Origin of the sequence: Nitrospira sp., assembly GCA_030692565.1 — a bacterium.
GTDB lineage: Bacteria > Nitrospirota > Nitrospiria > Nitrospirales > Nitrospiraceae > Nitrospira_D.
Genome location: JAUYAO010000044.1, coordinates 38,323 through 61,801 on the forward strand (window position 1 = coordinate 38,323; position 23,479 = coordinate 61,801).

Consider the following 23,479-nt stretch of genomic DNA (forward strand, 5'->3'; position numbering starts at 1 on the left):
CCGCGTTCATGCTGTTTGACAACTTTCCTTCTCACGGGTTGCATAAATGTTCCCTACCCACATATTCCGCGACTGCTCATCCTTGAGTTGAGGCATGTACACCAAGTGGGGAGGAGTATGCTTCACGACAAACCCCGCAGCTTCAAGATGAGATTTCAATTTCTCGAACCCATAATGATATTCAATCACCATATCGGAAAATCTTCGCAGAATTGCCTTATCCGTATTCAACAATATATCGTACTCATAGCCCTCCACATCCATCTTCAGAATCCCGGAATCAACCTCAAATCTATTCACGATTTCTTCAAGCGTCATTACGGGAATCGACGTGCCCACTTCGGAGCTCTCGATGCCTACCCCAAACATATCTTCCAGATCGTGATCAATTGTTAGCGACCCCGGACTCTTTCCCGCAGCAGCAAGAATTATCTGGCAAGAATTTGAGAATCCATTTCTTCGGATGTTCTCTTCTGCCAACCGAAAGTACCCAGGGAAGGCCTCAACCGCATACACCGCCTTGGCGCCCTCAAGCAAGAACGAGACCGCAGTGTCGCCGAAAGCCGCCCCTATATCAACAACCTGCTTGCCTCGAACGCTAGTGGACTCAAAGAATTCCCGGTAGGGATCACCACCAAAAATTTCCAGCACCGTATCGAACCCATACTTCCCAAATGCAAAAGACAACTCCTTACCCTTGTATGTAAAATTAACCGTGTTCTCTGTAAGAGTTGCAGAGGGGAAATGATGAAACAGATACACGCATCGGAGATATTCAAGCCAGGAATTCCGGTTGAACTTAAGAACATGGCCCCCTTTAAACCGCGCATGACACTCCTGCGCCAATCCAAGCCAAACTGCTATTGCAGACGGCCAGTTTGCGGTGGTTTTGATAGCGAGCTGCAGTCTTTTCAGTCTAGTTTCCATCAACACTCCCCCCAATCAAGGCGTTTCTCCGTAGAGTCAGAGCACTTGGGTGGCATGCCTTTCGCCATCAAGATTCAATGATTACGATTATCAGGCCGATCTCTTTCCCCTTGTGCGATTGCAAGATCGCTGTCCATCATCATTGTTACGAGCTCACTAAATGATGTCTTAGGCTTCCAGCCTAAATGGCGCCTAGCTTTCGTTGTGTCTGCAAGCCACGGAGTAGCTTCGGCAGGCCTATACAACTGGGGATCTACAACAACATACCGCTTCCAATCGAGCCCCGCATAAGCAAATGCCCGCTCAACAAATTCTTGTATCGTGTGGTTCTCCTGAGTGCCGATTACATAGTCATCTGGCAAATCCTGCTGCAGCATCGCCCAAATTGCTTCGACAAAATCCCCGGAGTATCCCCAATCCCGCTTCGTCTCTAAATTACCCAGTACTAATTTTTCGGCCAGGCCGTACTTGATACGCGCAGCGGTCAAAGTAATTTTCCTTGTTACAAAAATATTGGCACGACGAGGAGACTCGTGGCTAAAACAGATTCCTGAACATGCAAAAATCGAATACTTTCTCCGATAAAGTTTAGTCAAATAATAACCGGCAATTTTTGAAATCCCATAGGGGGAGTTTGGATTAAACGGGGTAACTTCGCTCTGCGGGGACTCAACCGCATCTCCAAACAGTTCACTACTCGCGGCAAAATAAAATCTAACCCGCGGCATCACGTCTTTAATGACCGACAGAAGCGAGAGAGTGCTATGAGTATTTGCCTGAAAAGTCCCCCAAGGATTCTCAAAGGACTTTGGGGTATGGCTTTGTGCAGCCAGGTGATAAATTTCGCTTGGCTCTATTGCATACACGACCTTCTTAAGCGAGTTCTCGTCTGTAATATCAACATGATGGAGCGTAAGCTGTGGGCTCAGCAGAAGATGACCAATATTGGAGAAAGAATTCCCACTCTCGCCTATCGAGGGAGGACGCAATAGCCCATGAACCGCATAACCTTTTCCGAGTAAGAGTTCCGCCAGATAAGAACCGTCCTGGCCATTCACTCCTGTAATTACGGCAACTTTCTTTTCTGTATTCATAGGAATACTGCGCCTAGCTTCCTATCACTCTAAATTCTGGCATCGGAACAATAAACTTTCCGCCTTTGCGAAGAAACTCCGTCTCCCTACTCAAGAACTCCGGCAAGAAATGCCACGCCAAAAGAAAATAATAATCCGGCTTTCGAGCCCTGGATTCCTCTTCTGAAATAACTGGAATGACGGTTCCCGCCGTATATTTTCCCCATTTTTGAGGGTTTCTATCCGCAATGGCTTCAATCAAGTCCGGGGTAAGACCATAAAACTGGAGGGTTGTATTACCCTTCGTCGAGGCGGCATACCCATGAACCTTTTTACCCTTGGCCACCTCTTGTCGTATCAAGGTGACAACCTGTTCCTTCGCATCCAGAATTCGCTTTACGAGCGCGTCATAGGTCTGCTGATGGTCAAGGCCAAGACTGGCCTCCTTTGCTCGCAGGGCAGTGACCCGCCCCTCGGCCCCCGCATCAAGACTGAGGGAACGGCCTAAGCCAGCCTTCCTGATGAAGACGCGCACACTGCCCTCATTGATATGCTCTCGCATCTCAACATCGCACACCTTGAGCCCATGTCGGTCAAGAAGCCGTTCAAGAGATTGCAAAGAATAATACTCAAGATGCTCGTGGCAGATTCCGTCGAAAGCATTACGCTCCAAGAAAGACGGGAGATACATCATCTGGATGATCAGCAAGCCCTCATCATCCAAACACTTCACAATATCGGAGACAAAAGCATTGGGATCGTCGAGATCATAAAACATCCCGATGGCTGTAATGACTTTGGCCCGATCGGTCCCGAACGTCTTCTTCCAGGCATCGGCATTAAAGAAATCCACAATGATCTTTGTCGTTCCCTGCGTTCCAAACGCTTCCAGGTTTCTTGCCGGCTCAAACCCGATTGTCTTGAGCCCGGCAACTTTATAACCCCGGAGCAATGTGCCATCGTTTGCGCCAATATCGATGACATAGTCATTCGACTGAAGCTTTCCGATCTTGGCGGCCTTCTCAGCAATGCTATTCAACTCGTCCGTCATGGTTTTATTGATACCTGATCGGTACCAATAATTTCGGTACATGGCTTCGCCGGAAACTGTGTGCCGAAGCTGCAGCAACCCGCACCCCCCGGCATGTTGATCACATAACACCAGCTCAAGTGGAGCCTTGATCCCCCTCGACTTGTCTGGCACGTCGAGAAAGTCGGAAACAAACAAGTCCCCGAGCGACAAGATGCTCATCAAGTTTTGGGACTCACAAACTCTGCACTTTTCAATAGTCCTGTAACTAGCGCTACTCATATGTTGTTTCCTTAATAATTAACAATTCCCTCTTTTGGCTAGGATATAACCGATATCCATATTGCGATACTCATCTGGATGCCTAGAAATAACCACAGTAGTAATTTTCTTGTTCTCAACCGAAAAACCAGCTTCAACGAGCTTGCTTTCCAGATCTTGTGGTCCAAAATGATATTCAATGAAAATGAGGCTGAAACGACGCAACGTCTCACGACTCGCAAAACGAATTATTTCATACTCAAACCCATCTACGTCTAACTTCAAAATAGCATCTCGCACTTCACTTCGCTTGACTATGTCATCAAGCGTCTTGAAGGGAGCCTTGTCCACTTCTTGCCTGTCCTGTTCTGGAACACATGCCCCAAGGATAGCGTCCGAGCTACTGATCTTCCTGCTTGAAACACCGCAATACTCGATTTCAATTTTATCTCTAAAATTATTAAGGTCTATATTCCTTTGCGCCAAATCAAAATACCTTCTATTCAATTCATACCTGTAAACTCTGCTTGCCCCCTTCAGGGGAAAATACACTGCTGTATCACCGATAGCAGCACCAATATCAACGACAACCTTGCCCGCAACGGGAAGAACGTCATACTCACCGCTCTTAAATATCCCCGCCGCCATAGGGAATAAATCCCCGTAGAAGATTTTAACCTTGCGCCCGTTCATCGAAAAAGAAACCGTTCGATCTTTATTTATTGTTGCAAATGGAAAGTACCTAAAGAAAGTGACGAGCTCGTCATGACTGCCTTCAATCCCTTTCACTCGATGGAGTAGAACTTGAGGAAAGGTAAGCGTGTGTTTAGCAGCAGTTTTTAATATTCGCAGAACATCCATGGCCATGGCCGCTTACCCTCCGAACCAATGACTGTTAAGCCAGTCAAGAAATAGCTCTTAGCATCTGAGCCAACTGAACACGCATGCTGTAGCCGCTCTTCACACAGCGTTCACAGCCGGCACGCGCGATCCGCTCCCGGTCCTCATCGTGGGCGAGATAATACGTGATCTTGGCGAGGAGTTCATCGTTTGACGCGAAGAATTCCGCCTCTTTCCCCTCCTCAAAAAATTCCCCATGCCGGCTAGTTCTCTCCGCAAGCATGAACCCGCCACAGGCAGGAATTTCCACGCTGCGGCTTGTCACTTCATCCCGATTCACTTTGCGCAGAAAATTCAGATTGATTTTGGTGGCGCAAATAGCTTTCGAATAGTCCTCACCGAAAAGAAACTCGTTCTTCACGACAAGGTGTGGGTGTCGATTCACCCATCCACTCCATCCATTACCCCACACCACCACCCTCACCCCGTGCTCGGCAAGATATAGTAATGATTCGGCTCGTTCCTTCTCAAATGCACCGATTGCGCTCACGTCGCAAGAAAAGCGCGCCAGATCTGTCTCGGTCAAGGAAATAGGCCTGTGCACACGCTCATCGTATGAGTCAAGAAAGAGCCTCGTCTGCCTAGCGCCCCACAATTTCAGTTCGCTGAGGTTATATCGTTTCGTCGTAAACACAACATCGTAGTAGCGGACGCCCCAGCGATACCACATCGAATGTCCGTGCCAGGCAAACATATCGTCCTCTGAACACGAAACCAACCTTGCAGAAGGCATCTGAGCCTTGATATGCCGCAAGGTCCACGGCCACATCATATTTCCCTTCTCAATCCATATGACATCGAACGGGGCAGATCGAAGGACAGCGCAGGCCTGCTCATTGACACACATGTCATCGACCGGGATTTTCAGCTTCCAGCGCACTCGATAGAGAATGGAGGGAGGATCAATACGCCCGGGGGGTGATACTTTTGTGTGTGACAAGGCAACGACCTCATGCCCAAGGCCTTCTAATGTCCGATAGCGTTGGAATCCTCTCCCATACTCATTCAGGTCACCGATATAGAGAATGCGACTCATGCCGGGATTGAATTGCCGGTACCGCACGGCAGGTACACCGAATGTTTGGCCTGACACCCCTCACATACGGCATGGCCACCCTGCAACTTGAAGGATTGCCGATGGCAGTTCGGGCACTCCAGCAGGTTCATCAGATCTAGCGATTTATTCCTACTGTTCTGGGAAAACAGCCTCCGAATGACTGCCAGAATCCGTTGTTTGATGATCGCCATCGGTGCCGGGTTCTGAATGAGCTCGGCTGCGCTTGACTGTGGTCCATCCCAACTCGCATCACACTCCGGGTTCAGAATCCGATACTTGATTCCGCCGCTCTCTCTATTCCAAAAATACCGGACATGGAAATGGAAGGGAAATCGGGACACCCAGTTCGGAAATATGGACCGCGCTTTATTATGAAACAGCCCGACAACTTCTTCGTCCTGGATGTAATGTTTCTTCTTTCTTATGACAAGCTGGCCATCCGTGTCGGCAATTTCTAAGCGGTGAAAACCATAGTGCGTCAATCGCTCCATGAATGCATCGGGCCCTTCAATATATCCCGCCTTTCCCACACGCTGAATCTCGCTCAGGAACTTCTCGGGTTCGGCGGAATGTTCGAGCACATGTGAAGCAATCACGAAATCGAAACTCCCATCCTTGAACGGCAATCGTTCGCCAAACGCCAGAATAGTCGGCCGATCGCGTACAAGATGGGCGTAGAATCTCTCCTGTGTTTCCTCATAGGCATCGCACAGCACATTGGCCCTGAAATAAGGGGACGCACCGCTTCCAACCTCCAACACCAGCGCATCCCTGCCGACCGGACAATACAACCGGCGCAACGACCACGCGATTGGATCCATTCCGAGCTTTCTGAATACCCGCATCGGCAGGCTTTCAGCTGCCACTGGCCTACTTGTCATGATCGGTCTCACTATGCCCCCTTACAATCTCGGCGTGTGACCCAATACCCGCTTAAGCTGAAAAACACCCCAATCACAGACCCCCTTACCCAGCACCACCAGCAACACGACGTAGAGGTAGTACAAGTAGGAGGCATTAAAGCCCAGCTTGTTGAGCTCGCGGACGTATTGAAAAAACGCCTTCAATCCTGAGTTCCGATGAACGGCCAAGCTCGGGTAAAAATACTTGGACATATCCTTTTTGATACGCTCAGTCGACGCAATCGCATGTTGTTGGTCGACAAACTCCGTGATCCGGGAAAAACTTTTCAGAAAGTTCAATGATATTTCAAGCGTGGGGCGACGTGGGATGAATTTCCCCTTCTCTCGATCGAACATGACATCGCCCACGTTGTGCTCGTGAGAGGCGTACTGCTGCGTAAAGGGGTCATCAAAATACGCGGAGGGATGCCGCAACACCACTTCGGCAAGCAAATAGAGCTGAATGAGCATCGTTCCGTCAAACCGGTCTGTCAGAAAAGGAGCAGCATACTCCCGGCGAATCGTAAACCCTGCGATATAGACGCTCTTCCGGAACAGCTCAACATAGGCTTCAACCCCCGGCTCGAAGAACATGGACTGCTGAAAATATCGAAACCGCTCCTTCCTTTTCTCGTCGTAAATCAGATAGTGCGATTTCATCACGTACCCTAGCCCAGGGTAGCCGCGCAAAAAACCCAAGACTTTATCAAGGGCACCCGGCACAAACTCGTCGTCATCACCCATGAAGATCAGCCAGGTTCCACTTGCATGCTTGACTAATTCACAAAAAGTTCCGTCATATCCAAGATTTTTCTTGTTCGCCAAATACACCACAGGATACGAGCGGTCCGATCTAAATCCGGCGACGACGTCTCGTATTTCCTGCTGCCTCGGACTGGAGTCCTCGCACACCACCACTTCAATCTCGTCTCCTCGAGATACATCAATGGTTTTCAGCAGCCGCAGAAGTAACTCTGGCCGGTTGTAGCTCAAGATACAGATTGAGGCGAAAATCGGCTGGCTCATATCAAAGGCTTATGCCGCAGTTTTCCCTGTCGTCGGCTTGGGCGCGCCGAACAATTCCAGCAACGCCTCCACACGTTCGTTCCACGCACGGATGCCATAGACCTCCAGCGTTCGTTTGCGCAAATATTCGCGGTCGAACAATTTGCAGGGCGCTGTTCTGGCCAGAATCGTGACGATTGCATCTGCAATCGAATCTACATCGTCCGGCTGAACCAGCAGCCCTAATTCGCCACCGAGAAGCCCTTCGCGGCAGCCGTACCCGGCAGTTGCCACAACCGGAACGCCACAGGCTAACGATTCAATAAACACAATGCCAAAACCTTCGAACTTTGACGGAAGCACAAACACATCTCCAAGATTGTAATAATCGACCCGCTCATGATCGGCTGCCGCCCCAGCCATAATCACACTTTTCTTGAGTTCCGGATGCTCGGTAAGAATTGCGTTCACACGCTCATCCTGACCGCTCCCGACGATGAGGTAGAGCGCATCGGGCACCTGTTCCAATACACGAGGAAGCGCTTTCAGCACCCGATCCTGCCCTTTATGCTCAAGTGTGGAAAGTCTGGCCAGCGAGAGGATAATCGGTCGCCCTGCGAGTTTAAATCGGTCCAGCAAGATCCGACTTTTTTCTTTCACGAAAAACGCATCCCCATCGACAGCGCTCGGGAGCATGAACATACGGTCTTCGACTTCCGGAAATTGTTTAAGAATCAATCCCTTCGTATATTCAGAAATCGTAATGATCATCCGCGCCTCTGAAATCCCACGGCGCTTCAAGAAGCTTTTCACATCAAGCACTTCAATCCCATAGAGTGCCAATGTGTACGGCGTTCCCCACAATGCTTTCAGAAACGCGCACACCGGGGAAAAATTCAAATGCGCACAAAAAACAATATCAGGGCGATCCACGAAGAACCGCCATAGGAATCTGGCGACAAAAGAAATCTTCGCCCACAACTGTCCCTCTCGTCGCTCAACAAGGATGATGTCCGCCCCGCCGTGAGTGAGCGCTGAGAGAAAATCTCTGTTGAACTTTTCAATTCCCCCGATTCGCCTGACGTCGCCGGCGACAAAAAGAACTTTCATCAATGCGCACTCCGGCAAAAGGCCCCACGCCACAGAGCGGCCCGAGCCTCAAGAGCATCCATCACACAAGAATAGATTCGATACAGCACACACCGGCGATCTATATGATTAGCAAGCCGACCAGGAGTGTCGTGTAAGGCGGAGTGTTCGGAACATGCTTCTCTCAGTCCAAGAAACAACTTGACCAGGCCTCTCACCCAACGACCCGAGCATTTCCACGGAACGAGGGACTGGATACTAGCAGCTGGTCGTATGATCCTTGGGCGACTATGCGACCGCTCCCAAGCTCCACGATTTCATCACAGCGTCGCACGGTGGTAAGCCGGTGAGCGATGAGCAGGATTGTGAGACCACGATCCAGTCCATCAATGGCATCCATCACGGACTGTTCAGTCGTATTGTCGAGCGCACTGGTCGCCTCATCAAACACCAACACGCTCGCACGTTTGTACAGGGCGCGAGCAATGCCGATTCGTTGCCGTTGCCCCCCGCTCAGCCGGATGCCCCGCTCTCCAACATAAGCCCCATAGCCATCGGTACGACTTTCAATAAAATCTGCAATTTGAGCTTGCCGTGCAGCTTGTTGAACCCGTTGCATATCAATGGCTGCCAGCGGCACACCAAAAGCGATATTTTCAGCCAGAGTAGTATCCGCCAGAAATATGTTTTGCGGGACATGGGCGATGGTTCGCTGCCAGGCCCTGAGACGGTTGCCTGAGATGGACTGACCGTCTACCAGGACATCCCCCTCGGTAGGAACGAGTAGCCCCATCAACAAATCCAGCACGGTGCTTTTCCCACTACCGGTGCTCCCCACAAAACCGATCCGGGCTCCTTTGGGAATTGTGAGACCGAGCCCATCCAATACCCAAGGGCCTTCAGGGCTATAGCGAAAGCGGACCGCGTTGAAACTGATCTTGTCGTGAAATACTAACGGAGCCGGTGCAGGCTGCAGCGACTCTGGAGGAAGAGGCTGATCCAATAAATAAAGAGTATCAACGACTGACGCATGGCTTCCAATGATCACAGCCCAAGCATTATAGGCCTGCTGCAAAGCAGGTAGCAGGCGTTGCGCACCAAGAGCAAGCGCGCCCAATACCGGCAAAACCATGGCGAGTCCGCCAGGCTGATGGCCTAAATTGTAGGCCAGAGCGGCAATCACGATCATCCCCAACGCTTCAATGGCATAGCGAGGACAATGCCCCATAAAGATATTATTCCCCTGCGCCAACCGAGCTGGATGATCTGCCTGACGGTAGACATCGCAGTACACTGGTTGAGTCCCGTCTAAGAGTACATCACGAATGCCACCTAGCCCCTCTTGAAGCGCTTTAATAACTTGCGTCTGTTCATAGGCGATGCGTTCGCTGTTGCGATTGAGCTTTCTCCGAAACATCCAGGCAATTACTCCATAGGTCGCACCAAAGCCCAGTGTCGTTGCCAAAGCCATGACCGGATCAATGGCAATCAACGCAAGGGTGACAGCCACCAACAGGACCATGGAACTCATCAACGTGAGTACGGGCAGGAGCACCCCGAATACCACGCTGTTGACCTTGTTTGTGATGCCGTTGATCACCTCGCTGCTATTGCGGGCGACATGCACCTGATAGGGCTGGTACAGCGTCCGACGATAGACTTCAATGCTCAAATCGGCGCCACTGGCAAAAGCAAGTCGCGTGCTGGCCCACAAGAGAAGGAGACGGATTACTCCCGCCACCAACGCAGCCACTGCAAATCCCACCGTGAACGGCAACACCAATTGATCGGCTGATGTGACCCCCCAAACCCGGACCAGCTCCGCGACCATCGGACTCTTAAATACAACCTCCGGTGCAGTGATGATTCCAATAAATGGCAGCACGGCCCCCAAGCTCACAATCTCGGTGAATGCACTCACCAGCATGAGAACCAGGAGCAGCTTAAACTGGTTCTGACGCCGACAACTGAGGTGTTGCCACAGACCTCTTAGTACGCTGGGAAGGCTATCGCTTCTCGATGAAGAGTACATTACTCAATATCTCTGACGGCCGGTCGGACAATAACTACTGCTACCCATGAAGGCAAAACAACGAGTGGAGATGTCCAGAGCGATCAAGTCCAGGATCAGAAAAACACGCAGCTTGAATAAGAGGTGAACCAAAAAGACGACCGCATACTCATTGGGTCAAGATAGCCCTACGGCTCAACGAATTATCACTCATGCTGGTCTAAGACATCGTACCCGTGGCTCCTCACTAGCTTATCCCGCTCGGCAGACTTTAGGTCTGCACACGCCATTTCTGAAACCAGTTGATCGAACGTAATTTTCGGCTCCCAACCCAGCTTTGCTTTTGCTTTCGAGGAATCTCCGAGAAGCGACTGCACCTCGGCCGGACGGAAATACCGTGGATCAACGGCAACGATACACTTTCCATCAGTCCCATACCCCTTCTCATCAATCCCTGCACCTTCCCACCGAATGGAAAGCCCCAACTCTCCGGCCACCGCATTAATGAAGTGCCGGACGCTGTACTGCACGCCGGTGGCAATGACAAAGTCTTCCGGACGCTCCTGCTGCAACATGAGCCATTGCATTTCAATATAGTCCTTCGCATGCCCCCAATCACGCTTGGCATCTAAATTCCCTATGTACAGAGTATCCTGGAGCCCGACCTTGATTCGTGCCAGGCCACGAGTAATCTTGCGAGTGACAAAATTCTCACCGCGAATGGGAGATTCATGATTGAAGAGGATGCCGTTGCAGGCGTATAGCCCATACGCCTCCCGGTAATTGACCGTAATCCAGTAGGCGTATAATTTGGCGACGGCATAGGGAGACCGTGGATAAAACGGCGTGGTCTCCTTTTGTGGCGTTTCCCGGACCAATCCGTACAACTCAGATGTCGAAGCCTGATAAAATCTGGTCTTCTTCTCAAGACCGAGAATGCGGATCGCCTCCAGCATTCGCAAGGTCCCCACACCGTCGACATCCGCGGTATATTCGGGAGACTCGAAGGACACGGCCACATGGCTCTGCGCCGCAAGATTATAGATCTCATCCGGCTGCGTCTGCTGAATGATACGCGTTAAGTTGGAGGAGTCCGTCAAATCACCGTGATGCAGGAAAAGCCGTACGCCTTCGATATGCGGATCACGATAGAGATGGTCGATCCGTGCCGTATTGAACGAGGACGCACGGCGCTTGATGCCATGAACTATATAGCCTTTGTTCAACAAAAATTCGGTCAAGTAGGCCCCGTCTTGACCTGTGACGCCGGTGACCAGTGCGACCTTTTGCATTCGTGAGACTCCATTGCTTCCCAGATTAATTGCCACAGTTATGAAGGCACCACGTCTTGCACATCGATCTCCACCGCCGCCGCCTGCTGAATCAAGCGAACACCAATCACTAGCCGATGCCGCTTCTCCTTCCGCAAGAGGAGGCCATGCACACCCCGCAATGGCCCCCGCACCACTTCCACCATCATGCCTTCATGGAGATATGGATGGGGATCATATGGCAGGACACTGGTCATGAGAGTCTTCAATGCTTCAATCTCTTCATCTGGAATCGGCTCAGGCTGGCTCCCGCTCCCCACAACTTCCACCACGCCGGATACCTTCTGCACGGGAAGCCTATCCTGCTGCGAAAACCGCACGAAGCAATAGCCTGAAAACAGCGGAACTTCGATCTCCTTCTTGCGATCCTTCCACTGACTAAGCCGTTTCACTGTCGGTAGCAACGGCTCAATCCCTTGTTTCTCCAACTGATCTCGCACCAACTTTTCATGGCGCGACCTGGTACGAAGCGCATACCAGCGGGGGGATTGGTCTGTCTGGTTCGTTTGGTCTGTCTGGTTCATCCAGCCTACCCGGACTATTTGGTCGACTTGGTCGTACGTCGAAGATACTTGATGAGTCCTGAGATGGTTCTGCCGGTCTTTTCTGCTTGCACATACATGGAGTCAAATTTCTCCGGCGCAGGATACCCCTGATCTACCGCCACATAAAGGTGGCTTTGAACTTCAGCTGCGGAGGCCACCGCTACAAATAGGAACTGGACAAATTCCTTGTCTGAATGTCGAACGAATCCCTCGGCAATATTCGCCATAACAGAAACGGCCGCGCCTTGCATTTGCCCACAAAGACGAAGATCCTTTTGCCATTGGGAGCTTTGTCCCACCGCCTCGTACACCAGACGAGTCAACTGCCTAGCTTCCTTCCAACATTCAAGGTCTTCAAAACGGGTTAATTTCATGGTGCGGGTCTGTTTGGTCTTTCTGGTCTTTCTGGTCTTTCTGGTCTGTCTGGTCTGTCTGGTCTGTCTGGTGGGTCCGGTCCCTATGGTCTATCTGATCAACTGACCGAACAGACTAGATAGACCGAATAGACTTCTTCGACCAGATAGACCAGTCTTCGGAGACAGCTTCGCCCTCTCACTTACAGTGAACACAAAGAACTACCTGAGAGTACGGTCTACTCAGGCCGTGGGGCCGAGCGCGAGCACCTTGCCATTCGGAACCTGGTACTGCACCAGCATTTCTCCGTGTTCATGCGACCGATCGAGATCGGCGAGCACCACGGCATCAAACTCCCACTCTTTCAAGACACTCGGATGCGAGACGGGATACGAGAGAAACGTCCCTGCCGTCTCGTCGCTGACAAACCCTACTAACTCCATGTCCATCTCCCGCAACGAGAGGTAGGCCATTTCGGCAAATTCGCTGGTCCCAAAGATCACAATCCGCCGACCTCCCACCACGGTGACCCGCGACAGGACATCGCGCAAACGGGCGCGCATATCCCGATAGTGCGACAAGGAGTACTGCATGTAGAGGTAGGTAAGCCGGGACTTCTCGGCAAATCCTTGAGGCGTCAGCAGATAACGAATCCGGTGAGATGGGATGGTCGTGACTTTGACGTATCCCTTTCTCGCAAGCCGCTTGAGGTACAGATTCGTGAGACCAAGTGCCACACCTAATTTAATAGCGAGAGACCGCTGCGTGATCGCGCCGTCCCGCTCCAACTCCGTGAGCAAAATAAGGTCTCGTTGTCCCTGAAGATTCATCTCATTTAGAGGCTCCACTAAAAAACGTTCAGGATATGAACACAATTAGGAGAGGGAGTCAAGAAAGAATTCCACAATAGGTAGGGATATCAACGATCTAGGGGAAGATTGGCCAAGTCGGCGGCGACTAGATATGGTGAATCGTTAACGGCTGGGCGGATCGAACCACGGCACCGAGTCGAGCGGCGATATCCTCAACGGAAAATCGATCGAGACAATCCCAATAAGGGCAAGCCTCGCCGATACATTTATCACAGGTCGGGACGTCCGGGCGAAGCAGCACCCCACGCCCCAATGGCTTCCAGCGGATCGGCAGATTGTTCCGACGCGGATCAAACAGACTGACCGTAGGCACACTGAGGGCTGCAGCCAGATGGGCCGGACCGGTTGCGCCAGATACCACTACATGAGCAGCCCCGATCACCGCCATTAACTCCCGAATGGCGAGTTGCCCCATGAGATTGTTGATCTCGGGGTGGAGGACGATACCGTCCAACGTCTCGCTCTGGAATTGATCGCGTTCGACCTGGCTGCCAGTCAACACCACCGCATACCCTTGTTGTGCCAACGTCTGGGCAAGATCCCGATAATGCGCTGGTCGCCAATGCCTGGCCGACACACCACCGGGATGCATGACGACTCGCGGCAATGCAGCGCCGCCCCATCGTCGCCCCCCATCGGCTCGCTCCACCTCGGTGAGTTGAAGCGCAGGCGCCGCCACCGGTAACGGCGTCAGCCGCAGCCCCTTGAGCATCTCCACATTGCAGTCCGACTCATGCTTCTGAAAACTGCTTCGGTGTTCATGAATCCAGCGATTCGCCAACACGCTCTGCCATCGAAAGCCCGTGGCCACGCGAAGCGGAATGCCGGCCCGCCACGCCGCCCACATCAAGCGCCGAAACGGCTTGAGAAAAATGACCGCATCGATCCCGCCGGAAAAAGCTTGCATCATGTCGGGTATCGACGCCTGCAAGGAAACCGTTCGCACATAATCGATATCGGAATGGTGCTCCAAGATCGGCGCCGCCACGGGATTCGCCAGCACCCCGATGCGAACTCCGGGTATCAATTGTCGCAATTGCGTCGCAACAGGAAGCGAGAGCACCAAATCGCCGATCCCGTCGGGACGCACGATCAGCACATTCATCGTGACACCGCACGGCAGGACTGTTGGGACACAACGGCCGCCACGACCTGTTCAGGAGTGATTGATTCGAGACATTCCATCGGCACCGCATTGCGGCAGACGCGACTGAAGCAGGGACGACAAGGCAGATCATGGGTCAAGACGGTATGCCCTGCTCCGTAAGGACCGGTACGCACCGCACTGGTCGGCCCGAAGATCGACACCACCGGCCTCCCCACTGCCGCGGCCACATGCATCGGCCCTGAATCGTTCGTGATCAATACGCAGGCTTTCGACAACAAAGCAGGCAACAATCCGATCGGGGTCTCGCCGGTCAGATCGACCACCGGACAGGCCGTCAGACTCCGCATGAGACCGCTTGCCTCCCGTTCGTCGGGCCCGCCGATCACCACCAGCGGTCCGATGCCGCGCGCCGCCAATTGAGTCGCCACGGCGGCAAACGAGGCGGCCGGCCAGCGTTTCGTCTGCCAGCGCGCTGAAACATTCATGGCCACCCACGGCGCATCCAGATCGATTCCCTTACGCCTGAACAGCTCCCGCAGCGCCGTCACATCTTGAGACAGCAATCGAAACCGAAATTGCGGCTCGTTCTCCACAGGCGCACCGACAGCCGCCGCCATCAGCAGATACCGATCCACCGCGTGCATCTCAGGCGTCGGCACAGCCACACGCTGCGAGTACAGCCACGGACTCCCTTCGCGCCCGTTAGCAAATCCCACTCGTTGAGCGCATCCGGTCATCCGACCCACGAGCGCACTGCGCAAGAGGCCTTGCAGATCAACAACCAGATCAAACCGCTGGGCCCTTAGTGCCATGGCTTGACCAACCCACGACCCCAGGCTGGGATCGACCGCCCACACGGCATCGACGCCTTCGATTCGCTGCACGATCTCAGACCATTGGCGCTTCACCAGCCAAGTCAGATGCGCTGACGGCCAGCGCTGTTTGAACGCGGCCACCACCGGCATCGCATGGACGATGTCGCCCAGCGAGCTCGGCTTGATGAGCAGGATACGTTTGAAGTCAGACATGGCAATGGTCCGTGATGAGTGACGCGTGACGCGCATCACACTATGCCAGCTTCTCCCTACACACTGTCTTCCAACCTTCATTCTTGTCACACGTCACCAGTCACGAGTCACTGGCTCGCGCATCGGCCAAAATCCACGTCACAGCCTCATCCAGCGACGATGCGACCACTGCCGCATCATTGCCGGACTCGGACGGGGCCCCTGCTCCATGCTCGCTGGTTGTCACCCACACGCGCTTCGCACCCACCCGTTTGGCCAACTCCATATCTTTGGCATGGTCCCCGATGAGATAGGATCGGGACAGATCGATGCCCAGTTCACGCACCGCCTGGTCAACCATCCCCGTCTCAGGCTTCCGGCAGCGACAACGATCGTCCGGATGATGCGGACACACATAAATCGCATCCAGCAATGCTCCCGCGTCATGCAACAATCGACGAAGCTTCGCATGAATCGCATCAAGATCCCCGGAAGAAAACAATCCCCGCCCGACTCCCGATTGATTCGTCACCACCACCAGTCGAGCGCCCGCGCGCGTCAGTCTGGCGAGCGCCGCGGCAACACCGGGAAACAATTCGAACTGGTCAGGGGACCCGATGTACCCGGGATCCGGATTCAGCGTCCCGTCACGATCCAAGAAGACGGTGTAGCCGGAAAGAAGAGTCGTCCGGTCCTTCTTGTCTGTCTGGTCTGTTCGGTCTGTCTGGTCTGTCTGGTCTGTCTGGTCTGTTCGGTCTGTCTGGTCGGTCTGGTCCGGACTAGATAGACCCGAGAGACGAGATAGACTAGACAGACACGCTTCATAGACCATCTCCACCGTCACCCCGGTCATACAGCGATGATCAATGGGGCACTCCCGCAACAGACAGGGCGCGCAATCGACCGGCTGCCGGACAATCGACGCCTCCTGCCTGTATGGCGCCGTGGTTTTCCAATCGGTGGGACCGAACACGGCCACCACCGGCACCGCAAACGCCGCCGCCAGGTGCATCGGCCCGGTATCGTTGGTCAGTAAGATGCTGCAGCGTTTGGTCGCCGCCATCAGTTCCCGAATATTCGTCCGCCCCGACAGCACTGCTGACCGTACCGTGAGGCGATCTGCCACCGAATGGCCCAACTCCTCTTCGCCCTTCGCCCCGAGAATCACCACGGAGACCGGCCGCCCCTGCTGCTGTTCGATCTGGCGACAGACCCGCAGCGCAGCCTCCGCATATCGTTCCGGCAGCCATCGCTTAGCGCCGCCGTAGGTTGAACCAGGATTCACGCCGACAACCAGATCGTCCGGCCCTATGCCAAGATCCCTCAACCGTTCATCCATCGCACGCGTTTCGTTCTCCGAGACCGCCAACGCTGGGACAGACGGCAAACCGTTCACACCGAGCGGCTTCAACAGGTCCCAATAGTAGTGTACTTGATGCACGAGCGTGGCGCGGTCTGGCCGCGCAACGGGATCGGTCAGCAAAAACGCGCGGCCGTCGGTGACATACCCGTAACGGCGGCGGATACCGGCAAGCCACGTGATCAGCGCCGCCTCAAAGGCATTCTGGAACAACACCGCCAGATCGAACTGATGCCGACGCAGGAGGCCCGCCAGCGCCCATTTCCCTGACAGTCCCGCATGAATCCCCCGATCATCGTAAACCAACCGGCGATCGATGCCCGGATAGGCAATGAACAGCTCGGCAATGGCCGGCTTCGCCAGCAACGTGACCTCCGCGCTGGGAAAGCGCGCGCGCAGCCCGCGCAAAGCCGGCTCGCACATCACCGCATCGCCGATCCAATTCGGCGCGCGCACCAGAATTCGAGAGGGCGATTCGTTACGCACGCACATCTCCCTGGGACTTCGACGCATCCGAGGCATCGGACAACAAGCGATGGAGCGCATCCTGTCCGCGCCTGACATCGGCCCGCAGCCGCACGGCCCACCAGGAATCCTCAGGCCGCAACAGTGGCGCGAGCTTCCCGGCGTCCTTTTCGGTCGTGAGCACCATCTCGACATTGGATCGTGTTGCCTGAACACGCAGACGATCAACGTCTTCGCTCCGATACACGTAATGGTCTGCGAACGCGGTTTCGCCACATACCTGTAGCCCATTCTCCATCGCCAACCGGCGGAAGGACTCGCTGTTGCCGATCCCGCTGACCAGCCAGGCTTTCTTTCCCACACACCAGTCTGCCGCATGCCGCACGCCGGTCGTGACCGACACCACTTCGTCCAGCCTGAAGATCACCTCTGCCTGAACCGGATGTCCTGTCATGGCCGCCTGCAATCGGGCGCGCACGGCGGCCACATCCCGCTCGGAGTCGGCCCGGGTGATGACGACCGCATCCGCACGCCCGAGTCCGGCTAACGGCTCACGGAGGCGCCCGGCCGGCAATAAGCCATCCAATCCTGTCGCATCCATCGCATCAATCAATACCACATCAAGGTCACGGTACAGGGCGCGATGCTGAAAGGCATCGTCGAGCACGATCCAGTCCACCGGCCATCGGTCAAGCAGCCATCGTCCGACCGTTGCGCGATCCGCCCCGACTGCGACAATGGCCTTGGGACAGCGGTTTGCAATGAGATAGGGCTCATCACCGGCCTCCGCCGGACCGACCAAGACTCGCTCCCCGTCCGACACCAATACCTGCGCCGCCGTCGACGTCCGCTTGTAGCCGCGACTCAGCACCGCGACCCGGTGCCCCTGCGCCTGCAGCCACTCGGTCAACAGAATCACCATCGGGGTTTTCCCCGTTCCGCCGACCGTCAGGTTTCCGACACTCATCACTCGGCAGGGCAATCGTGCCTGCTTCTGCCATCCTTGATCATACGCCCACATCCTGGCGCGAACCGCCAGTCCGTACAGAAAGGCCGGGCCGCCCAGCCAGGAGCGAACCGGATCGCCGGGACGCAGGAATGCCACGTTCACGGCCTCGCAATCACCGGCCGCGGTCCAGAACCGACAGACCGGAAAGAAGAAGACTGCGCCTGAGATATACAGGCTTCGATCAATTCCACACTCCGCCGCAACGCCCCCTGATTGTCCGACACGGTCCGGCGTGCGGCCTCCCCGACCTGGCGACGCGCCGACGAATCCTCCAGCCACGCGCAAACCGTGCGCGCGAGATCGTCCGCACCGGATACTCGAACGGCACCGCCGGATTCCAAAAGAAGCGTCGCGATTTCCGCACAGTGGTCCGTATAGGGACCAAAAAGGACCGGCTTTCCCCAGACGGCCGGCTCCAGCAAATTATGCCCGCCCACGGGAATCAGGGTGCCGCCGACAAATGCCACCGTCGCCTCATGATAGGCCCGGGCCAATTCACCGCGCGTATCGAGGATGATGACTCGCGCCCCGGATCCAACTGATTCAAGCCGGCTCTTGCGCTGCACCGGCAAACCCGCCACCTGAACCATCGTCACGACATCGGCGGCCCGCTCGATATGGCGCGGGGCAAGCATGAGAACGGCATGAGGATGGGTGACGACGATCTGCCGATAGGCCGCAACCAGCGCCTCCTCCTCGCCCGCGTGCGTGCTCCCGGCGAGAACGAGTGATTCGCCTTCCCGCAGGCCCAACTCAGTACGCAACGACGTATCAGCCGCCATCGTCGGCAGAGGCTGATCGAACTTGATGTTGCCGGTCCTATGGACCCGTTCGGCGTCGGCCCCCAGGGCCACGATCCGCTGCACATCACGCTCCGACTGCATGAGACACAGCGTGAGCGACCGCAGCACCGAACGATAGAACGAAATGAGCCCGGCGATATGCTGCCGGGCAAACGACCGCGACGACAACCGTCCGTTCACCATGACAGTCGGCACCTGCCGGTCCCGCAAGGTCCATAAGAGATTCGGCCAGAGTTCGGTCTCGACAAATACATAGAGCACCGGTTGCCACTGCGCGATCGCGCGGGACACGGCCCAGGGAACGTCGAGCGGGGCGTAGCGATGCTCGGCGATTCCGACCAGTCGTTGTTCAACCGCCTCGCGTCCCGTTTCCGTTACCGTCGAGACGATCAGCCGGTGATCGGGATGGCTGCGATGCAGGGCTTTCACCAAGGGCGTGACCGCCACCACTTCACCCAGCGAGACAGCGTGGATCCAGATGGTCGGTCTCTCTGGTCCGTCTAGTCCATCTGGTCTATTTGGTCTGCCTGCCCGACCAGATAGACAGAACAGACTCGACAGACCGTCCCCCCCCAACAATCGTTGACGCAAGCCCCTCCGGCACCGTTTTTTGGCGAGCAGAATGCAAAGGATGATCGGCGTAGCCAGTATAAGAAGAATATTGTAGAGCAGTCGCCACATGAGATCGCTGCAGCGCGAGAGAGGCGCGACAGGCGGGACGCGCGGGACTGGCGCGACTAGCACTCCCCACCTTTCGCGCCAGTCTTGCTTTTCTCGCTCGTCGCGCCGACTTCAGCCTCAGCCGTCAGCCGGTTTAAGGTCGATTCCAATTCGACACGAGCGGCCTCAAGCGCGGCGTCATCCGCCTCCCGCGACACCCAGATCGGGGCTCCCCACAGGAAGACGCCGCGGGAAAAGGGGTACGGCACCATGAAGCGATCCCAGCTCGAGAAGAGTTTTTTTTTGAGCAGGCAAAGCCGAGAGGGACAATCGGGAGCCCCGTGGCTTTCGCCAATTGAATGACGCCCAACTTGGCCACCTGCCGCGGGCCCTTGGGACCATCCGGCGTCACGACGACATCTTTGCCCGACCGCCCCAGCTTAATGAGCGAGCGCAGCGCCCCGGCGCCGCCGCGGGTACTCGACCCGCGCACGGCCTCATGACCGAACCGGGCGATGATGCGGGCGATGATTTCTCCGTCGCCATGCTGACTGATCAAGACATGCGACCCGGGCCCGCGATACCCGAAGGGAATCATCAGCTGTTGGGCATGCCAGAAGGCCAGAATGATGGACCGCTTCTCTCGATACAACGCATCCACCGGCTCATAGCCGCGCTGCTCAAGCCGCATACTTCCCTTGATTCCACGGATGACCAGGGCTCCGAGCGGAGGCAGCACCGTAAACTTGATCCACTGCTCTACCCGTTTCTTCAGAGTGGCTTTCTTTGGCCTCTCATCACCTGTCACATGTCACCTGTCACGCGGCGTTTAGACATTGGTCACATCCTGGAACTGCATCGCATGCAACCGCTGATAGAGGCCGTTGTGCCGCAAGAGCTCTTCGTGCGTGCCGATCTCGGCAACCCGGCCGCGATCCAATACCACTATCCTGGTGGCATTCTGCACGGTCGAGAGCCGATGAGCAATCACCACCGTCGTGCGGTTCTTCATCAAGTTCGCCAACGCCAGCTGCACGATGCGCTCGGACTCCGTGTCGAGCGCGGACGTCGCCTCATCCAGAATCAGCAGCGGGGGATCGCGCAAAATCGCCCGGGCGATGGCCACGCGCTGACGCTCTCCACCCGACAACTTCACACCCCGTTCGCCGATCGTCGTCTGATAGCCCCCAGGCAGCCGGGAAATAAAGTCATGCGCGTAGGCCTGCTTGGCAGCCTGCTCGATGTCCATCGCGCTCGCGCCCGGACGCCCGAAGGCGATATTGCTGGCGACCGTGTCGTCGAACAGCACCACATCCTGCGAAACGATGCCGATCTGCGTGCGCAACGACGCAAGGGAATAGGACTCTAACGGAGCGCCATCGAGCAATATCTGCCCGCCCGTCGGCTGGTAAAATCTCGGCAACAGGCTCACCAGCGTGGACTTTCCGCTGCCGCTGCTCCCGACCAACGCCACCATTTCACCGGCACGGATAGCCAGATCGACTCCCGTCAAGGCCGGCGTCGTCTGCCCGTTGTAGCTGAGCGACACCCCGCGCAACTCGATCTGGTCCGAGATTCCCTGGCAGACGAGCGTGCCCCGGTCCTGCGCCTGCTCTGTCGGCAGGTCGAGAACTTCAAAGACCCGCTCCGAGGCGGACAAGGCTTGTTGAATCAAATTGTTCGCCCCGGCCAATTTTCGAATCGGCGTGTAGGCCATGAACATCGCCGTCAGAAACGAAAAGAAGGCGCCCGGCGTCATACTGCCATGAAGAACCAGATAGCCGCCGTACCAGATGATCACGGCTACGCCGACCACGCCGATCACTTCCATATGCGACGACCCGATCGACCACACTTGATTGGCCTTCAGCGTCGTACTCAAGAAGGCCCGGTTGCTCAGCTCGAATCGAGCGGCCTCCGCCTCTTCGCGACGGAAGGCCTTGACCATCCGGATCCCGGATAAGGTTTCCTGCACCGTCGAGGACATGTCCCCCATCCGCTCCTGCCCGCTGGTCGCCAATGCCCGCAGACGCCGACCCATCCGGGACATCGTGAGAACGGCGAGCGGAATGACAATGATCGACAATCCGGCCAGTTGCCAGTTTTGATAGACGATGACGCCGAGCATCACGATAAACGTCAAGGCGTGCTGAAAAATATCTTTCAAGACGTTGGAGACGGCATTCGCCATCAGGCCCACATCGTTGACCACACGGGAGACCAAGCGGCCCGACGTATTGGCGTCATGATAGCCGACCGGCAACCGCATCAGATGGAGAAACAGCGCCTGGCGAATGTCGGCAATCACCCGATTGCCGACGTAGTTCATGAGATAGGTCTGTCCGTAGCTGAAGAAGGCTTTGACGATCGACACCGCCAGGAGCGCAAGCGGGAGCACCACTAAAAGCGACTCGTTCTTCTCGATGAAAATCCCGTCCAGCACCGGCTTGACCAACCAGGCATAGACGCCGGACAACGCCGCCACCATGCCGGAACAGACAATCGCCGCGACAAACCGGCCCCGATAGGGCCGGACATATTTCAATAACCGAAGAAATCGGTCTACGCTCGACATGCGTTCAACACCACCTGGGCTGCTCTACGGGAAGCGCCGGGCTCCCCGAGGCTCGCTTTCACCGCCTGTAGACTTCGCTTCATCTCATCATACGCGGCAGGGTCATCCAGCAACCGCCGGGCTTCATGATACACCCTTGCGCCCGTGGCTTCATGTTGAATCAACTCCGTCACCACCGTCCGCCCGGCGACCAGATTGACCAGACCGATCCACTTCACTCGAATCAGCAACCGGGCCAACCGATAGGTCAACCAGGAATGCGCCTGATAGAGCAGCACCATCGGCGTTCCGACGACCGCGGCCTGCAGCGTCGCAGTCCCCGACGCCACGAAGAGCAGATCCGCGGCCGCCATGACCTCGCTCGCCTGTTCCGCGACCACCTTCACCGGGGCCGAGCTTTTCTGCAGCAACGGCTGAATGAGATCATCGGCAATCGTCGAGGCCTGCGCCATGAGAAATTGCGTCGTCGGGTCGTCGCGCAGCAAACGCTCCGCCGCTTCCAAAAGAATCGGGAGATGCAGGCGCACCTCAGCCGACCGGCTTCCCGGCAAGAGCGCGATGACCCGGCCGCTCCGCTGCAACCCGAAGTGTTCGCGCAGCTTCGCCTGATCATAGTGCGGAGCCACGGCATCCAGAAGCGGATGGCCGACAAAGGTACAGGGCAAGCCGACCTTCCGATACAGCTCCGGTTCGAACGGAAGAATCACCATCACCTGATCGACACGCTGTTGAATATATTTCATCCGGCCCGGCCGCCAGGCCCAGATCTGCGGCGCGATATAATAGATCACCCGCAGCCCGGCCGATTTGGCAAACCAGGCGTAGCGCAGATTGAGCCCGGGATTGTCGATGAAGACCACGGCATCCCACCGCTCGGACCGGAGCAGCCGGCGCATGGCGGCAAATCGTCGGATGATCGCGCGCAGGGCCGAGAACCCGACGATCCCCATCACATCGAGATGCCCGAACCCTTCCACCAGCTGCACGCCGGCGGACTTCATGGCCGCCCCGCCGACGCCCACTAATCGGACAGTGGGATCGAGTTCCTGAAGCGCCCGGGCCAGGTTGGCGCCATGCAGATCACCGGAAGCCTCTCCGGCTACGATCAAAATCCGCGACATCGACAGTCTCTCAG

Annotated in this window: 21 protein-coding genes; all 21 read right to left on the minus strand. The window is 55.6% G+C overall.

Annotated features, from left to right (window positions below):
* Positions 1-6: 6 nt before the first annotated feature.
* Positions 7-927: an FkbM family methyltransferase gene (locus tag Q8N04_11495; GenBank protein MDP3091296.1), complete on the minus strand. Its 921-nt coding sequence runs from the start codon at positions 925-927 to the stop codon at positions 7-9.
* Positions 928-1,001: 74 nt separating this feature from the next.
* Positions 1,002-2,021, minus strand: a complete 1,020-nt coding sequence (locus Q8N04_11500) for a GDP-mannose 4,6-dehydratase (GenBank protein MDP3091297.1) — start codon at positions 2,019-2,021, stop codon at positions 1,002-1,004.
* A 13-nt stretch (positions 2,022-2,034) separates the two neighbouring features.
* Positions 2,035-3,312 (minus strand): class I SAM-dependent methyltransferase, encoded by a 1,278-nt coding sequence (locus Q8N04_11505; GenBank protein ID MDP3091298.1) that lies wholly within the window; start codon positions 3,310-3,312, stop codon positions 2,035-2,037.
* 18 nt (positions 3,313-3,330) lie between these two features.
* Positions 3,331-4,158, minus strand: coding sequence for an FkbM family methyltransferase (locus Q8N04_11510; protein ID MDP3091299.1), 828 nt, complete (start codon positions 4,156-4,158; stop codon positions 3,331-3,333).
* 37 nt (positions 4,159-4,195) lie between these two features.
* Positions 4,196-4,861, minus strand: coding sequence for a glycosyltransferase (locus Q8N04_11515; protein MDP3091300.1), 666 nt, complete (start codon positions 4,859-4,861; stop codon positions 4,196-4,198).
* 362 nt (positions 4,862-5,223) lie between these two features.
* Complete coding sequence (locus tag Q8N04_11520; protein MDP3091301.1) at positions 5,224-6,129, minus strand: class I SAM-dependent methyltransferase; 906 nt, start codon at positions 6,127-6,129, stop codon at positions 5,224-5,226.
* Positions 6,130-6,150: 21 nt separating this feature from the next.
* The gene (locus tag Q8N04_11525) at positions 6,151-7,176 is read right to left on the minus strand and encodes a glycosyltransferase family 2 protein (protein MDP3091302.1); all 1,026 of its coding nucleotides are present in this window, start codon (positions 7,174-7,176) and stop codon (positions 6,151-6,153) included.
* A gap of 9 nt (positions 7,177-7,185) precedes the next feature.
* Positions 7,186-8,265, minus strand: coding sequence for a glycosyltransferase family 4 protein (locus tag Q8N04_11530; protein MDP3091303.1), 1,080 nt, complete (start codon positions 8,263-8,265; stop codon positions 7,186-7,188).
* A gap of 193 nt (positions 8,266-8,458) precedes the next feature.
* Positions 8,459-10,129, minus strand: coding sequence for an ABC transporter ATP-binding protein (locus Q8N04_11535; GenBank protein MDP3091304.1), 1,671 nt, complete (start codon positions 10,127-10,129; stop codon positions 8,459-8,461).
* Between the two features lie 332 nt (positions 10,130-10,461).
* Entirely contained in the window at positions 10,462-11,547 is a 1,086-nt protein-coding gene (gene gmd, locus Q8N04_11540) for a GDP-mannose 4,6-dehydratase (protein MDP3091305.1), read from the minus strand.
* A 38-nt stretch (positions 11,548-11,585) separates the two neighbouring features.
* Positions 11,586-12,110 carry a UpxY family transcription antiterminator gene (locus Q8N04_11545; protein MDP3091306.1) on the minus strand — a complete coding sequence of 175 codons (525 nt, stop codon included), beginning with the start codon at positions 12,108-12,110 and terminating at the stop codon, positions 11,586-11,588.
* A 14-nt stretch (positions 12,111-12,124) separates the two neighbouring features.
* Positions 12,125-12,505, minus strand: a complete 381-nt coding sequence (locus Q8N04_11550; GenBank protein MDP3091307.1) for a four helix bundle protein — start codon at positions 12,503-12,505, stop codon at positions 12,125-12,127.
* Between the two features lie 222 nt (positions 12,506-12,727).
* Complete coding sequence (locus tag Q8N04_11555; protein MDP3091308.1) at positions 12,728-13,315, minus strand: winged helix-turn-helix transcriptional regulator; 588 nt, start codon at positions 13,313-13,315, stop codon at positions 12,728-12,730.
* Positions 13,316-13,442: 127 nt separating this feature from the next.
* Positions 13,443-14,462: a glycosyltransferase family 9 protein gene (locus Q8N04_11560; protein ID MDP3091309.1), complete on the minus strand. Its 1,020-nt coding sequence runs from the start codon at positions 14,460-14,462 to the stop codon at positions 13,443-13,445.
* Positions 14,459-15,493, minus strand: coding sequence for a glycosyltransferase family 9 protein (locus Q8N04_11565; protein ID MDP3091310.1), 1,035 nt, complete (start codon positions 15,491-15,493; stop codon positions 14,459-14,461). Before Q8N04_11565 ends, Q8N04_11560 begins: the two co-directional genes overlap by 4 nt.
* Before the next feature lie 100 nt (positions 15,494-15,593).
* Positions 15,594-17,318, minus strand: coding sequence for a lipopolysaccharide heptosyltransferase II (gene waaF, locus Q8N04_11570; GenBank protein ID MDP3091311.1), 1,725 nt, complete (start codon positions 17,316-17,318; stop codon positions 15,594-15,596).
* On the minus strand, positions 17,311-18,402 hold the full coding sequence (gene lpxK, locus Q8N04_11575; protein ID MDP3091312.1) for a tetraacyldisaccharide 4'-kinase: 1,092 nt from the start codon (positions 18,400-18,402) through the stop codon (positions 17,311-17,313). Before lpxK ends, waaF begins: the two co-directional genes overlap by 8 nt.
* Before the next feature lie 2 nt (positions 18,403-18,404).
* Entirely contained in the window at positions 18,405-19,790 is a 1,386-nt protein-coding gene (locus Q8N04_11580) for a 3-deoxy-D-manno-octulosonic acid transferase (protein MDP3091313.1), read from the minus strand.
* Between the two features lie 133 nt (positions 19,791-19,923).
* A complete protein-coding gene (locus tag Q8N04_11585) occupies positions 19,924-20,577 on the minus strand; it encodes a lysophospholipid acyltransferase family protein (protein MDP3091314.1) in 654 nt (217 codons plus the stop codon).
* Positions 20,578-20,598: 21 nt separating this feature from the next.
* Positions 20,599-22,344: a lipid A export permease/ATP-binding protein MsbA gene (msbA, locus tag Q8N04_11590; GenBank protein ID MDP3091315.1), complete on the minus strand. Its 1,746-nt coding sequence runs from the start codon at positions 22,342-22,344 to the stop codon at positions 20,599-20,601.
* On the minus strand, positions 22,332-23,465 hold the full coding sequence (gene lpxB, locus Q8N04_11595) for a lipid-A-disaccharide synthase (protein MDP3091316.1): 1,134 nt from the start codon (positions 23,463-23,465) through the stop codon (positions 22,332-22,334). The genes msbA and lpxB overlap by 13 nt, the downstream gene beginning before the upstream one ends.
* Positions 23,466-23,479 lie beyond the last annotated feature (14 nt).